Here is a 13,412-nt window from a genome sequence, read left to right as displayed (position 1 = left end):
CCATCATGAAAATGAAGGCCGCACCCATGACCAAACGGTCGAGACGTAGCGTGAGGCTCATCACATCCTCCTGTGTCATTGACCTGTCGCAAGGCTAGCAGAACTGGCGAAGGCTGCAAGGGGGCGGCAAGGTGACGAGAAGGGGGCGGAGCCAAGAGTATGGCTAAAATTTGATTAAACCATTGAATTGTTTTGGGGACAGTTTCGGTTAGCGGATTGGTTCAACACGCGTTTCCAGCGCCTTCGCGGCCGCGATGACACGATCATCGGCGCCGAACCCACTCATCACCTGAATTCCGACCGGCAGGCCGCGGGGGCCGCGCATCACCGGGATCGTCAGGCATGGCACGCCGAGCAGGGTCCAGAGCCGGTTGAAGCGGGCATCGCCGGTCGAGGCCAGTGTGTCGGGCGCCTCGCCCGGGGCGGCATAGCTCACCACGACATCGACCTGGCCGAAGAAGGCGCGGGCCGCATCGCGGCCACGCCGCGAGATCCGGCGCGCCTCGTCGTATTGCGCCGGCGTGACGCTGCGGGCGCCGTCGAGATAGGCGCGCAGCTTCGGCGCGATCTGCTCGCGATGCTCGGCATACTCCCAGGCCAAAGCCTGCGTCGCCTCGTAGCCCTGCAGCGGCACATGGGCATGAAAGGCCTCCGACAGGGCCTGCGGGCTTTCGAGCTCGACGATTTGCGCCCCGGCGCCGGTCGCGATCTCGCAGAAGCGTTGCAACGCCGCCTCAGCCGCCGGCTCGGGCGCGCCGGCAAAATCCTGCCGGGTCACGCCGATGCGCAGGCCCTTCAGCTCCGCCGCTGTGGCATCAAGCTCGGGTCGGCCCGTGATCGTGGCAAGCGCCAGGCCGAGATCATCGGCGCTTGCCGCCATCAGGCCCAGCGTATCGAGCGACCAGGAGAACGGCTTCACCCCGACCATCGGCAGCAGCGCATAGGACGGCTTGATGCCGGCCACGCCGCAATAGGCGCTCGGCCGGATCACCGAGCCGCCGGTCTGCGTGCCGATGGCGAGCGGGATCATGCCGGCTGCCACGCCCGCAGCCGAACCTGCGGAGGACCCGCCGGGGCTCGCGCCAAGGTCATGGGGATTGCGGGTCGGTGCCGGATCGCTGGCGGCGAAGGCCGTGGTGTGGGTCTTTCCGGCGACGGTCGCGCCAGTCGCCTTCAGCATCATCACGACGGCAGCGTCGGAGCGCGGCCGCCAGCCCTCATAGATCACCGAGCCCATCTGCGTCGGCAGATCGGCTGTATCGATGATGTCCTTGACCCCGCAGGCGATGCCGGCGAGCGGACCTGTCCCGGCGGCAAGCTCGGCCGGTCGGCTGGCGAAGGCCAGAATGGACGACTCGGACTCAGCGATCCGCGCGGCGCTCAGCGCCAGCGCGCCTGCTGCCGTGATCTCGCCCGCCGCAATCCGGCGCAGGATGTCGCGCAAGCTCTGCATGCTATTCTCCAATGACCTTGACGATGAGGGCCGTCCCTTGCCGCGCGAGCGGGATCGCGAGGAAGGCTGCGCCCGCCGCGCAGGGCCAGGCGATGACGAAGGCGTGCAGCCATTGCGCCACGAAATCCGGCGGGAAGCCGAGATTGAGGTAGGTCACCAGCGCCGTCATCAGGAAGGCCATGACGCCGGCCATGAGCACGGGAAAGATGAAACGGGCCTTGCCTGTCATGGATGATGATCCCCGGAACCTTTCATGCTGTCTCGCATGCGGCATGCCAGCCGCACCAGCCTGCTTTCCGGCATGGCCGCCTGCGGCGATCTCGCAGCTCATCGCCTCCCTATCGCCGGCGCTTGCACCTTCGTGGCGGGCCAATAGCGGCGTCAGATGACCTTTGGAGAGGCTTCGACAGCACCTTAAGCCCCTGTTAACCGCAGCGCCAAAGTTAATCCAGCTGTTGCGTGGCGGGCTCAGGCGGTTGAGAAACCGTTCACCAAACGGGTCGCATTTGATCGGTCATGCGACGCGTTCACCTCACCCTCATCGCTCTTGGCGTGATCGGCGCCGGCCTTGCCGGCTGCGGAAAATTCCAGAAGCCGCAGCGTGCGGCCTGGCGCGACCAAGCCGAAGCGGAGTGCCTGGCCTCGCGCCAGGTGCAGCTCTCCTCCTATGTCAGCCTGCGCAGCAAGCCGATCGACGGCCCCGGGACCTGCGGCATGGAAAAGCCGCTGAAGGTCGCAGCCTTCGCCAATGGCGGCATCGGGCTGACGAGCTCGGCCACGCTTGCCTGCCCTGTCGTGGCGACCACCGACAAATGGCTCGCCGAGGTCGTCCAGCCGGCCGCCCAGAACGTTCTCGGCGCGCAGGTCATCGAGATGCGCGCCGGCTCCTATTCCTGCCGCGCCATGAACAACGGCACCGGCACCAGCCGCACCTCCGAGCACGCCTATGGCAATGCGCTGGACGTGTTCTCCTTCCGGCTCAATGACGGGCGCAACATCACGGTCAAGGACGGCTGGCGCGGCTCGCCGGAGGAGCAGAACTTCCTGCGCGAAGTGTTCGTCGGCGCCTGCGAGAACTTCTCGACCGTTCTCGGGCCGGGTTCGAACGTGTTCCACTACGACCATATTCATATCGACCTGGCCCGGCATGCCAAGGGCCGGCACATCTGCAATCCGGTCATCAAATACACCCCGAACTACAATCTGCCGCCGCCGGATCCGGCGCGTCCGTATCAGTCGGTGCAGCGCGGGCAGCAGCGCGACGAGATCGGCGCACTCATCGCCGGCGGTCCTATGCTGCGCCAGCCGGGCGACGGCTTGCGGCCGCCGGGCTCGGTGCAGGGCGGCTATCCCGTCGCGACCAACCGCAGCGGCCAGAGCCTCGATACGCAGAGGCGCTTCATCGAGGAGCCCGCAAGCGAGCCGCTCAACCAGTCGCGCTACCGGCCGCAGCCGCTGCCGAGCGAACAGCGCGGCCCGCTGACGCTGCCGGGCTCGGTGCCGCCGACGGAAGAGATCATCGTCGGCGACGATGAGGGCACCGGCGTGCTCGACCAGGAAGGCATGGAGCAGGCCAAGCCTGTGATCACGCCGCAGAACGATCCGTTTGCCTATAGCTCAGGACGGACGCAGCGCCGGTAAGCTGAAACCAGGCCTCCGATTGACCGCGCCACGTCATTGCGAGCAGGAACCGAAGCAATCCAGTCTCATGGAGCGCTATGCCCCACTGGATTGCTTCGTCGCTGCGCTCCTCGCAATGACGGGAAAGGCCATTCAGCGCGACACCAGCACCTGCCGGCACTCGGCTGGCAACGCATCGAGCGACATCGGCGGCTTGGGCTTCGGCGCCGGGCCGGTGCGCGGCTTCTTCGGCGCGAAGAAGGCGGTGCGCTGGCGCTCGATCCAGCCCGAGAGCTCCTCGCCGCAGCCATCGCCGAAATTGGGCGGCTCCTGCCCCTGGCAGCCCTCCATTCCCGCCGGGCAGACCATCCGGACATGGAAATGGTAGTTGTGGCCCCACATCGGCCTGACCTTGTTGAGCCAGGTGCGGTCGCTCCCAGCCTCGCGGCAGAGCGCCACTTTCAGCGCCGGGTTGACGAAGATGCGCTCGACGCGCGGCTCGCTGGCGACGGTCCTGATCAGCTTGGTCTGCGCCGGCGTCCAGTTCTTCGGATCGATGTCGCGCCAGTCGGCGCGGGCCATGTTGACGGCCGGCATGTTCTCGCGCTCGTTGCGGTCCAGCCGCGCCCTGGGCATCGGCGTCAGCCAGAGATCGGCGTCGAGGCCGATCTGGTGCGAGGCATGGCCGGTCAGCATCGGCCCGCCGCGCGGCTGAGAGATGTCGCCGACCAGGATTCCAGGCCAGCCATTGATCCTCGGCACGTCGTGGGCGAGCTTTTCGAGATAGTCGATCAGGACCGGATGGCCCCAGTTGCGGTTGCGGTTGAGCCGCATCACCTGCCAGCTCGGGCCGTCGACCGGTAAAGCGGTCGCGCCCGCCAGGCAGCCGCGCGCGTAGGAGCCGATGGCACGGGCGCGCATATCCGCCGGCGCGGTCTTCTGGCCAAAAAGCGCGCGCGCCGCATCGGGAAAAGCCGCGATATTGGCAGCGCGGCGCCGCGCCTCCTCATCGGCCGTATCCTGCGCATGGGCGAGGGCGGGGACGACGATGCCCGAGAGCAGGACGAAGACGGCGGCGATTCGACGATTCAGGACGCGCATGGGCTGAGAATCGGCGCGTTGCCCCCCAAAGGTCAAGGCCGGACGCAGGCGCAAATGCCGGTGGACAAGTCCCGGCCGAGACGGCAGCCTTGCGGGCAAGCAGCAAGCGGGCGGCACGTCCCGCATCCCTGCGTCCAGGGAAGGACCACATATCATGACCGATTTCACGATCGACCGCCGCGCCATGCTCGGCGCGCTTGGCGCGGGCTTCGCCCTGCCGCAGGCCGCTTTCGCTCAGGCGCCTTGGCCGCAGGGCCGCACGATCAAGCTCATCGTACCGTTCCCGCCCGGCGGTGCGACCGATATTCTGGGCCGGCTCGTGGCCGACAAGCTCGGCCATGCCTGGAGCACGAATCTCGTCGTCGAGAACCGGCCGGGCGCGGGCGGTAATATCGGCGTCGACGCGGCGACGCGGTCGGAGCCCAACGGCGACACGCTCTTGATCTGCTCAGTCGGGCTCGTCGCGAACCCGTATCTCTACGCCAAGGTCAATTACGACCCGATCAAGGACCTCAGCCCGATCACCATGGTCGCGATGGTGCCGAACCTCCTCGTGGTCAGCAAGGGGCTCCCGGTCAAGGACACCGCCGAGCTCGTCGCCTACGCCAGGGCCAATCCCGGCAAGCTTAGCTACGCCTCCTCGGGCGTCGGCACCTCGATCCACCTCGCCGGTGAATTGTTCCAGAAGCTGACCGGCACGAAGATGGTGCATGTGCCCTATCGCGGCTCGTCTCAGGCGATCCAGGATCTGATCGGCGGGCGCGTCGACCTGATGTTCGACAACATCACCTCGGCCCTGCCGCAGGCGCGGGCCGGCTCGATCCGCGGCTTCGGCGTCACCACCGCGACACGCTCCCCGACAGCCCAGGAATTCGCGCCGATCGCCGATGTCGTGCCCGGCTTCGACGTCTCGTCCTGGTTTGCACTGTTTGCACCGGCGAAGACGCCCAAGCCGATCATCGACAGGGTCCAGTCCGACACCAAGGCCGCGATCGCGGATCCCGGCGTCCGCGCCAAGATGGATCTGCTGGCGGCCGAGCCCGTCGGCAATACACCGGCGGAGCTCGCAGCCTTCGTGCAGTCCGAGCAGAAGAAATGGGGCGACCTGATCAAGGAGGTCGGAATCAGGGCCGAATAGGCGCGCCATCCACGGAACTTGCGGGGTGAGGCTGACGTTCTCCTGCCATATCCCGCCGATGCAGGCCGGCGGGCCTCCTGGAGAAGGAACGTCCCATGTCCACCCTCGTCATCATCCTGGTGCTCCTGCTGCTGCTCGGCGGCGGAGGGTATTACGGCCATCGCAGCTACGGCACGACCGGCCTCGGCGGCGTGCTTGGCCTCGTGCTCGTCATCGCCGTGATCTTGTGGCTGCTCGGCGCGATCGGCGGCGTGCCCGTACGAGTCTGACCGACACCGCTCCGCTGGTGGATCAGGCTGACGCAGAGGCTTCCCAGACGGCCACAGCGGCAGCCAGATCCTCCAGGGAGGCGCCGACCGATTTGAACAGCGTGATCTCGCCCCCCTCCGCCGCGCCCGCGATGCGGCCATGGCAAAGATCGGCCAGCGTGCCGGCAATCCTGTCGGCGCTGTAGCTGCCCTCGGCGATCGCGACGGCGACATCGCCGCCCTCGTCGATCGCTTTCCTGGAGTCGACGATGACGCGGGCCCGGTTCAGTGCCTCGGCGTCGGCCTCGCGCATCTGCATGGTGAAGGCGCCGATCAGGTCGAGATGCGCGTCGCGCTTCAGCCATTTGCCCTGGATCAGCGGCTCGCTCGCATTGGTGGCGCAGGAGATGATGTCGGCCGTGCGCGCCTCGGCCTCGAGATCGGTGACCGCGCGGGCCTCGATACCGTCACGCGCAAGCTCCTCCACCACTGCAATGGCGGCTTCGGGCCGGCGCGCCCAGATGGCGATATCGGTCAGCGGCCTGACCGCGCGATGCGCCTTGACCAGGAAGGGCGCAAGGCTGCCGGCGCCGACCATCAGCATGCGGCTGGCGTCCGGGCTGGCCATGTAGCGCGCAGCCAGCGCCGAGGCCGCCGCCGTGCGCCACAGCGTCAGGCGATTGCCGTCCATCACCGCCAGGGGCTGGCCGGTGTTTCCGTCCATCAACAGATAGGCGCCCATGACACCGGGCAGGTTGCGCTTGCCGTTGCCGAAGAAGACCGAGACGATCTTGGTGCCGATATAGGCCTTCTCGGCGCTGGGCGCGCTCCAGGCCGGCATGATCAGCAGCACGGCCGGGTCGCCATCGGGGCGCTTGACGTCGTAATGGCTGCGCGGCGGCAGGACAGCATCGCTACGGAAAGCGTCGTCGAGCGTGTCGATCAGGCCGGGGAACGTCAGGGCGGCGTCGATCTCGCCATTGTCGAAAAGCCGCATCACGCCCTACCGCTGGTCAGCGCCGGCAAGGCGGAATCGGGCACGGCGGCACGCAGCATCTGCGCCTCGCCGCGCAGCATCTCGGCCTCGCGGCGGTTGCGGCGGGCCGCCTTGCGGTGCTTGCCCTGGGCAATCCAGGAGGCGAGGCCGCCGATCAGGATACCGACTGCAATTGCCGCCAGAACGACCGCAAAGAGCGGCACGTCGAAGACAAACACCGGCGCGTCGCGACTGAACGGATCGAAGGACAGCGGAACCGATTTCCGGTTTGCGACGGAAAACAGCACGATCGCCAGCGCGACCGGAACCAGGATCAGGGCCTTGAAGAAGGATTTCATCGGAGTTCCTTTCAGCGGCTAGAGCCGGATCGACGCGAAAAACCGGTTCCCGCTTTTTCGCATCCTGCTCTAGCGCGAGCCCTCATCCTAGCGCGCCATTTCGGCGGAAATAGCGTCTCCAAGGATGTTTCAATCCGCCCTGGATCATCGGTCGAGACGCCGCCACGCGGCTCCCCGGGGCGCGGGCTGAGAGAGGCTTTACGCCTTGCCGTTCAGCCGCAGCCGAAGCTCCTTGCCGGTCTTGAAGACCGGGACGAACTTTTCCTCGACCTCGACCGCGTCACCCGTGCGGGGATTGCGGCCGACCCGGGCGGAGCGGGCCTTGCGGGAAAAGGCTCCGAAGCCGCGCAGCTCGACCCGGTCGCCGCGCGCCAGCGCCTTGACGACCTCGTCGAGGATCGCCGTGACGATGTTTTCGATATCGCGCTGGTAGAGGTGCGTGTTGCGCTCAGCGATGCGCTGGACGAGTTCGGATTTAATCATGTGTCCAATATAACCGCTTGTATCAACATCATTTTTCGACTGCAGGCTGCCAGAGCGCCAAGGGCGCGTCAAGACGCAAACCGATCGGTTGCTCGGCCGCGCGCGCGATGAGGCTCGCCACGGTTTCGAACCCGGCGGCACGCGCCAACGCCTCGCTGGCGCTCCATAGCCCGTAGGCGGACGATTCGCTGCGGCGGCGCCAATCGCGCACCGCAAGATTCTTCGCCACGCCCTTCTCGCGTTCGAGCCAGGCGATGGCTTCCGGCTCGCCGCCGATCTCGTCGATCAGCTTCAGAACCGCGCCCTGCCGGCCGGAATGCACCCGGCCGTCGGACACGGCCGCGACCTCGGGATCGCTGAGATGACGGCGTTCGCGCACCAGCCGCTTGAACCAGTCGTAATTGTCGTCGACGACGCTCTGGAGCGCGGCGCGCGCCTCCGGCGAGGTCGGCTCGAAACCATTGGGCGCGGCCTTCAGCGGGCTCGACTTGATCTCTTCGAGCTTCACGCCGACCGTATCGAGCAGGCGGCCCACATTGGGGAACTGGAAGAGCACGCCGATCGAGCCGACGAGCGAGGTCTGGCGCGCCACGATGCGATCGGAACCGAGCGCGGCGATATAGCCGCCCGAAGCCGCCAGGCCATCGACCACCGACACCATCGGCTTCTTCGCGGCCAGCCGGCGCAGCGCGTCGAACAAGGCCTCCGAGCCCGAAGTCGTCCCGCCCGGGCTGTTGATCCTGAGCAGCACGGCCGAAGCCCTGCTGTTCTCCAGCGACTTGATCAGTTCGAGCGTGCGCCTGTCGCCCGAGATGAAGCCGGAGATGGTGACGCGTGCGATATGGGCCTGCCTGAGCGAGCCGGGCGTGCGTCCGGTCCAGGCGAGGCCTGCGATGACGGCGGCGGCCAGCACGCCGAGCACGGCGAACAGCCGCCAGAGCGTCAGCTTGCGCCTGAGGCTGCGGCGGTCGGCGAGCAGATCGGCATCGGACGACATGAGGTCAGCGCTCCGGGTTTGCGGCCCCGTGATGTAGCCTCGCCATGCCGGGCGGGCAAGACGAAGCCGTCGACTTAAGCCGCGACCGTGGCGCGCGCCCGGTCCAGCGCCAGCAAGGCGAGCCCGCTCGCCACCGAGCGGAAGGCATCGCCGATATGGACACGGTTCGCCCCGAAGCGGCGGTCGAACAGCGCCCGCACGGCCGGGACGTGAGAGGTGCCGCCGGTCATGAACACGGCCTCGATCGCACCAGTGGAGACATTCGCCTCGCTCAAGGCCTTGTCGAGCGCCGTCTCGATCGCGCCGACATCGTCGGCGATCCAGCTGTCGAAATCGCTGCGGCGGATCGGGGCCTCGATCGTCACATCCATCTGGCGGAAGCTCAGCCTTGTCTCGTCGGCCCCCGAGAGCGCGATCTTGGCGGCCGAGACCGCGCGGTAGAGCTCGTAGCCGAGATCATATTCGATCACGGTCAGCAGATCCTCGAGCTTGCCGGGCTCGACCGCGTCGCGGATCAACGCCTTGAGCTCGGCCATGGTCTCGCGGCTTTTCATCAGCGAAAGCCGGTGCCATTGCGCGAAGGCGGCGTGGTAATGCGCCGGGATCGGCAGGAGCTTCTCGAAGGAGCGGTATTGCGTGCCCTTGCCGAGACGCGGCGAGATCGCGTGCTCGATGATGCGGTAGTCGAAGGTGTCGCCGGCGACGCCGACGCCGGCATGGGAGAGTGGGATCGCGGCGAGCCGCCCGGCTCCGCCGGGCTCGAAGCGCATCACCGAGAAGTCGCTGGTGCCGCCGCCGAAATCCGCGACCAGCATGGTCTGCGGCGTCTTCAGGTCGCGGGCATACCAGTAGGCCGCGCCGAGCGGCTCATAGGCGAAATCGACGGCGGGCATCCCGGCTTTGCCGTAGGAGGCGCGCAGCCGCCCGAGCGCAAGCTCCTCATCGGGTCGCTCGCCGGCGAAGACGACCGGGCGCCCTGAGACCAGCGGCGTTTCCGCGACGTCGTCGAGGCCGGCCACGAGATCGGTCAGGAACACGCCGATCAGGTCCTCGAGCTTGAACAGCTTGCCAAACAGCCGCGTCTCCTGGAAAGCGCGGCTGGAGAGATGGGTCTTCAGCGATTGCAGGAAGCGATGCTCCGTCGTCATGCCGAGTGCCATGTCGAGCGCATCGGGCCCGCTGACATGGGCGACATGGGTCTTGGGCGGCCGGCCCTCGCGCCAGAACATCAGGGCCGAGCGATAGGCGTCGACCGCGCCCTGCTTGGTCGCGAAGGAACGCGTCGTCACCGAGCCGTCGGCGCGCGCCAGGGCAACCACGCTGTTGGTGGTGCCGAAATCGATGCCGATCGCCGCAGTGGTCATGGTGAAGTCCTCAAGGGGCCAATGGCGAGTAGCGAATGGCGAGTGAGGAGGTCCACTCGCCATTCGCTACTCGCCATTCACTCGAAAAAGAAACAAAAGCCCGCGCGGATTGCTCCGCGCGGGCTGGTCTGATGGGCCGGCCGCTTTCGCGGCCGAAACCTCACTTCTTCTCGGTCGTCGCCTTCTTGAGGGCGGCGCCCAGGATGTCGCCGAGCGAGGCGCCGGAGTCGGCGGAGCCGTACTGCGCCATCGCCTCCTTCTCCTCGGCCATTTCCAGAGCCTTGATCGAGACCTGGATCTTGCGGGCCTTCTTGTCGAACAGGATGACGCGGGCGTCGACCTTTTCGCCGGCCGCGAAGCGCTCGGGGCGCTGCTCGGCACGATCGCGCGCGATTTCGGCGCGCTTGATGAAGGTGGTCATGTCGGTGCCGACGATCTTGACGTCGAGACCGGCTTCCTTGACCTCGATCACCTCAGTGGTGACGACCTGGCCCTTCTTGAACTCGCCGGCATCCACGAAGGGATCGCCGCCGAGCTGCTTCAGGCCGAGCGAGATACGCTCCTTCTCGACGTCCACATCGAGAACGACAGCCTGCAGCATGTCGCCCTTCTTGTATTCCTCGATGACCTGCTCGCCCGGACGGTTCCAGTCGAGATCCGAGAGATGGATCATGCCGTCGATATCGCCTTCGAGACCCAGGAACAGACCGAACTCGGTCTTGTTCTTGACCTCGCCCTCGACCACCGAACCGCTCGGATGGGTCTCCGCGAAGACCTCCCAGGGGTTGCGCAGGGTCTGCTTGAGACCCAGCGAGATGCGGCGCTTGACCTGATCGACCTCGAGGATCGCGACGTCGACTTCCTGCGAGGTCGAGACGATCTTGCCGGGGTGGACGTTCTTCTTGGTCCAGGACATCTCGGAGACGTGGATGAGGCCTTCGATGCCCGGCTCCACTTCGACGAACGCGCCGTAGTCCGTGATGTTGGTGACGCGACCCTTGAGGCGCGCACCGACGGGGTAACGGGCCGCAATGCCATCCCACGGATCGGCAAGCAGCTGCTTGATCCCGAGCGAGATGCGGTGCGTGTCCTGGTTGATCTTGATGATCTTGACCTTGACCGTCTGGCCGATGGTCACGACCTCGGACGGATGGTTGACGCGACGCCAGGCCATGTCGGTGACATGGAGCAGGCCGTCGATGCCGCCCAGGTCAACGAACGCACCGTATTCGGTGATGTTCTTGACGACGCCGTCGATGACCTGGCCCTCTTCGAGCGAAGCCACGAGCTCGGAACGAGCCTCGGCGCGGGTCTCTTCTAGGACGGTGCGGCGCGACACGACGATGTTGCCGCGGCGGCGATCCATCTTGAGGATCTCGAAGGGCTGCGGCTGGCCCATCAGCGGGCCGACGTCGCGGATCGGACGGATGTCGACCTGCGAACGCGGCAGGAAGGCGACAGCGCCGTCGAGATCGACGGTGTAGCCGCCCTTGACGGTGTTGAAGATGACGCCCGAGACCTTCTCGCGAGCCTCGAAAGCCTTCTCGAGCTTGACCCAGCTCTCCTCGCGGCGAGCCTTGTCGCGCGAGATGACGGCTTCGCCGAGCGCGTTTTCGATCCGGTCCAGATAGACCTCGACCTCGTCGCCGACCTTGATGTCCTGGTCACGGCCGGGGCCGTTGAATTCCTTGAGCGCGACGCGCCCTTCCGTCTTCAGGCCGACATCGATGATCGCCATGTCTTTTTCGATGGCGACGACGATGCCCTTGATGACGGAACCTTCGAGGGCTTCGTTCTGGCCGAAGGATTCCTCGAGCAGGGCGGCGAAATCCTCGCGGCCCGAATAGCTTTCTACGGCTGACATGTATTCTCCTGACGCCAGCTCGCGGATTCCGCAAAGCCGGCAAGCGCCGATTGGGTTTGTGCCACAGGCCGGACCTGTCCGTCGGCGCCTCCTTAAGAGGCCTGCCCGCTCTTCCCGCGCTCTGAGGCGCCGGGGCGAGAACGGGCGGCGCTTGGCCGCCGGCATCGATCCGCATCCGAACGGTCCGCCCCAAACACGAAACGGGAGCCGGCCGAAAAGGCCGCCCCCGGCTGTGATCGATCACGGCCCTTCGGACAGGCGCGATGTAGTGCAAAGCAGACGGCAGGGCAAGGGTTCTTGTCCGTTTCGCGCAGCGACGGCCAGGATGGAAAACCTTATAGTGAGGCTGCGCCTGACAGGAGACCGCCATGACCAGCGATCCCGACACACCCGACGACAGTAAGCTGACCCGCACCAAGCAGGCCTGGGCGCGGGCCGGGAAGTTCCTGACCGGACGCATCAGCCGGCCCGACAGCGAGCGGCTGCCGCCCGGCCAGCACCTGGTCAAGGATTGGCCGGTGCTCGACCTCGGCCTCCAGCCCGAGATTTCGAGCGCGAACTGGACGCTCGACATCGACGGCGCGGTCGAGAACCGATTGCACTGGCGCTGGGCGGATTTCATGGCGCAGGAGCAGGCGCACGAGACCTCTGACATCCACTGCGTCACGACCTGGTCGCGCTACGATAATCGCTGGCAGGGCGTGGCGACGCGGAGCGTGCTCGACCTCGCCCAGCCGAAGCCCGAGGCCGGCTTCGTCGTGCTGCACTCCCATGACGGCTACACCACCAATCTGACGCTCGCGGATTTCGCCAGCGAGGATGCGCTGCTGGCCCATAGCTGGGAGGGCAAGCCTCTGACGGGGGAGCATGGCGGGCCGGTCAGGCTCGTGCTGCCGAAGCTCTATTTCTGGAAGAGCGCAAAATGGCTGAAGCGGATCGAATTCGTCGAACGCAACCAGCCTGGCTTCTGGGAGGTCCGCGGCTATCATGACCGCGGCGATCCCTGGCTGGAGCAGCGCTACAGCGACGATTGAGAAGCGGAGACCGACCCATGTCCATCAAGGCCTTCGTCTTCGACGCCTATGGCACGCTCTACGACGTTCAGTCCGTCGCCGGCGCGACCGAGGCCGCCTTTCCCGGCCATGGCGAGACCATCACCCAGATCTGGCGGATGAAGCAGCTCGAATACACCTGGCTGCGCTCCGCCATGGGCGCCTATGCCGATTTCTGGGCGGTGACGCGGGATGCGCTCGCTTACACGCTCGATGTCCTGGGCCTGAGCGCGAGCGAAGCGGCGATCGCCGCCCTGGCCGAGGCCTACAACCACCTGGCGCCCTACCCCGACAGCCTCGCCGCGCTCAATGCGCTGGCGGGCAAGCGGCTCGCCATCCTCTCGAACGGCAGCCCGGCCATGCTCGATGCGCTGGTGCGCCATAGCGGGCTTAGCGAGCGTTTCGAGGCCGTGCTCAGCATCGACGCCGCGCAGGTCTACAAGCCCGACCCGCGCAGCTACCGGCTGGTCGAGGCGCGGATGGGCGTGAAGCCCGACGAGGTCGTCTTCGTCTCATCGAACGGCTTTGACGTCGCCGGCGCGAAGCATTTCGGCTTCAAGGTCGCGCGGATCGCGCGGGTTTCGCCCACAGCGCTGCATGCCGAGATCGCGAGCGCGGCCCCGATCCCGCCGAAGACCTTGTTCAAGGCGCTGCGCATGCAGGAGGAGCGGCTCGGCGAGACGCCCGATTGGGTGATCGGGTCGCTGGGCGAATTGCCGGCGCTGGTGGCCGGGCTTTGAAGGCCGCACAGCGCAGT

Annotated in this window: 14 protein-coding genes; 5 read left to right on the top strand and 9 right to left on the bottom strand. The window is 66.6% G+C overall.

Annotated features, from left to right (window positions below; all coding sequences use genetic code 11):
- Nucleotides 1-208 precede the first annotated feature (208 nt).
- A complete protein-coding gene (locus tag CYD53_RS08985; RefSeq protein ID WP_103717727.1) occupies nucleotides 209-1,453 on the bottom strand; it encodes an amidase in 1,245 nt (414 codons plus the stop codon).
- A 1-nt stretch (nucleotide 1,454) separates the two neighbouring features.
- Nucleotides 1,455-1,682 (bottom strand): DUF2798 domain-containing protein, encoded by a 228-nt coding sequence (locus CYD53_RS08980; RefSeq protein WP_103717726.1) that lies wholly within the window; start codon nucleotides 1,680-1,682, stop codon nucleotides 1,455-1,457.
- Nucleotides 1,683-1,969: 287 nt separating this feature from the next.
- Here CYD53_RS08980 and CYD53_RS08975 point away from each other — a divergent pair, with 287 nt between their 5' ends.
- Nucleotides 1,970-3,094 carry an extensin-like domain-containing protein gene (locus tag CYD53_RS08975; RefSeq protein ID WP_103717725.1) on the top strand — a complete coding sequence of 375 codons (1,125 nt, stop codon included), beginning with the start codon at nucleotides 1,970-1,972 and terminating at the stop codon, nucleotides 3,092-3,094.
- A 132-nt stretch (nucleotides 3,095-3,226) separates the two neighbouring features.
- On the opposite strand, the gene mepA is transcribed toward CYD53_RS08975, so the two are convergent.
- Nucleotides 3,227-4,174, bottom strand: a complete 948-nt coding sequence (gene mepA, locus CYD53_RS08970) for a penicillin-insensitive murein endopeptidase (RefSeq protein ID WP_103717724.1) — start codon at nucleotides 4,172-4,174, stop codon at nucleotides 3,227-3,229.
- Nucleotides 4,175-4,328: 154 nt separating this feature from the next.
- Between mepA and CYD53_RS08965 the strand changes: the two genes are divergently transcribed.
- A complete protein-coding gene (locus CYD53_RS08965; protein WP_103717723.1) occupies nucleotides 4,329-5,312 on the top strand; it encodes a Bug family tripartite tricarboxylate transporter substrate binding protein in 984 nt (327 codons plus the stop codon).
- A 95-nt stretch (nucleotides 5,313-5,407) separates the two neighbouring features.
- Nucleotides 5,408-5,581: a DUF3309 family protein gene (locus CYD53_RS08960; protein ID WP_103717722.1), complete on the top strand. Its 174-nt coding sequence runs from the start codon at nucleotides 5,408-5,410 to the stop codon at nucleotides 5,579-5,581.
- 22 nt (nucleotides 5,582-5,603) lie between these two features.
- Here the strand turns inward: CYD53_RS08960 and lhpI are convergent, their stop codons facing one another.
- From lhpI to rpsA, 6 genes are all read right to left on the bottom strand, one after another.
- Nucleotides 5,604-6,557, bottom strand: coding sequence for a bifunctional Delta(1)-pyrroline-2-carboxylate/Delta(1)-piperideine-2-carboxylate reductase (lhpI, locus tag CYD53_RS08955; protein WP_103717721.1), 954 nt, complete (start codon nucleotides 6,555-6,557; stop codon nucleotides 5,604-5,606).
- Nucleotides 6,557-6,895 (bottom strand): LapA family protein, encoded by a 339-nt coding sequence (locus CYD53_RS08950; RefSeq protein ID WP_103717720.1) that lies wholly within the window; start codon nucleotides 6,893-6,895, stop codon nucleotides 6,557-6,559. Before CYD53_RS08950 ends, lhpI begins: the two co-directional genes overlap by 1 nt.
- 198 nt (nucleotides 6,896-7,093) lie before the next feature.
- The gene (gene ihfB, locus CYD53_RS08945; RefSeq protein WP_092170498.1) at nucleotides 7,094-7,378 is read right to left on the bottom strand and encodes an integration host factor subunit beta; all 285 of its coding nucleotides are present in this window, start codon (nucleotides 7,376-7,378) and stop codon (nucleotides 7,094-7,096) included.
- A 28-nt stretch (nucleotides 7,379-7,406) separates the two neighbouring features.
- Nucleotides 7,407-8,375: a signal peptide peptidase SppA gene (sppA, locus tag CYD53_RS08940; protein ID WP_103717719.1), complete on the bottom strand. Its 969-nt coding sequence runs from the start codon at nucleotides 8,373-8,375 to the stop codon at nucleotides 7,407-7,409.
- 74 nt (nucleotides 8,376-8,449) lie between these two features.
- Nucleotides 8,450-9,739 (bottom strand): Hsp70 family protein, encoded by a 1,290-nt coding sequence (locus CYD53_RS08935; RefSeq protein ID WP_103717718.1) that lies wholly within the window; start codon nucleotides 9,737-9,739, stop codon nucleotides 8,450-8,452.
- Nucleotides 9,740-9,899: 160 nt separating this feature from the next.
- Nucleotides 9,900-11,603, bottom strand: coding sequence for a 30S ribosomal protein S1 (gene rpsA / locus CYD53_RS08930; protein ID WP_103717717.1), 1,704 nt, complete (start codon nucleotides 11,601-11,603; stop codon nucleotides 9,900-9,902).
- Between the two features lie 368 nt (nucleotides 11,604-11,971).
- Between rpsA and CYD53_RS08925 the strand changes: the two genes are divergently transcribed.
- Entirely contained in the window at nucleotides 11,972-12,637 is a 666-nt protein-coding gene (locus CYD53_RS08925) for a sulfite oxidase-like oxidoreductase (RefSeq protein WP_103717716.1), read from the top strand.
- A 17-nt stretch (nucleotides 12,638-12,654) separates the two neighbouring features.
- On the top strand, nucleotides 12,655-13,395 hold the full coding sequence (locus tag CYD53_RS08920) for a haloacid dehalogenase type II (RefSeq protein WP_103717715.1): 741 nt from the start codon (nucleotides 12,655-12,657) through the stop codon (nucleotides 13,393-13,395).
- The last annotated feature ends 17 nt before the right edge of the window (nucleotides 13,396-13,412 follow it).

The organism is Allobosea psychrotolerans, assembly GCF_002917105.1.
GTDB lineage: Bacteria > Pseudomonadota > Alphaproteobacteria > Rhizobiales > Beijerinckiaceae > Allobosea > Allobosea psychrotolerans.
This window is presented reverse-complemented; position numbering and strand designations above follow the sequence as displayed.

What these genes read in the sequence shown, in the direction of transcription:
- CYD53_RS08985 (WP_103717727.1), bottom strand. Translation starts at nt 1,453, where the DNA reads ATGCAGAGCTTGCGCGACATCCTGCGCCGGATTGCGGCGGGCGAGATC.
- CYD53_RS08980 (WP_103717726.1), bottom strand. Translation starts at nt 1,682, where the DNA reads ATGACAGGCAAGGCCCGTTTCATCTTTCCCGTGCTCATGGCCGGCGTC.
- CYD53_RS08975 (WP_103717725.1), top strand. Translation starts at nt 1,970, where the DNA reads ATGCGACGCGTTCACCTCACCCTCATCGCTCTTGGCGTGATCGGCGCC.
- mepA (WP_103717724.1), bottom strand. Translation starts at nt 4,174, where the DNA reads ATGCGCGTCCTGAATCGTCGAATCGCCGCCGTCTTCGTCCTGCTCTCG.
- CYD53_RS08965 (WP_103717723.1), top strand. Translation starts at nt 4,329, where the DNA reads ATGACCGATTTCACGATCGACCGCCGCGCCATGCTCGGCGCGCTTGGC.
- CYD53_RS08960 (WP_103717722.1), top strand. Translation starts at nt 5,408, where the DNA reads ATGTCCACCCTCGTCATCATCCTGGTGCTCCTGCTGCTGCTCGGCGGC.
- lhpI (WP_103717721.1), bottom strand. Translation starts at nt 6,557, where the DNA reads ATGCGGCTTTTCGACAATGGCGAGATCGACGCCGCCCTGACGTTCCCC.
- CYD53_RS08950 (WP_103717720.1), bottom strand. Translation starts at nt 6,895, where the DNA reads ATGAAATCCTTCTTCAAGGCCCTGATCCTGGTTCCGGTCGCGCTGGCG.
- ihfB (WP_092170498.1), bottom strand. Translation starts at nt 7,378, where the DNA reads ATGATTAAATCCGAACTCGTCCAGCGCATCGCTGAGCGCAACACGCAC.
- sppA (WP_103717719.1), bottom strand. Translation starts at nt 8,375, where the DNA reads ATGTCGTCCGATGCCGATCTGCTCGCCGACCGCCGCAGCCTCAGGCGC.
- CYD53_RS08935 (WP_103717718.1), bottom strand. Translation starts at nt 9,739, where the DNA reads ATGACCACTGCGGCGATCGGCATCGATTTCGGCACCACCAACAGCGTG.
- rpsA (WP_103717717.1), bottom strand. Translation starts at nt 11,603, where the DNA reads ATGTCAGCCGTAGAAAGCTATTCGGGCCGCGAGGATTTCGCCGCCCTG.
- CYD53_RS08925 (WP_103717716.1), top strand. Translation starts at nt 11,972, where the DNA reads ATGACCAGCGATCCCGACACACCCGACGACAGTAAGCTGACCCGCACC.
- CYD53_RS08920 (WP_103717715.1), top strand. Translation starts at nt 12,655, where the DNA reads ATGTCCATCAAGGCCTTCGTCTTCGACGCCTATGGCACGCTCTACGAC.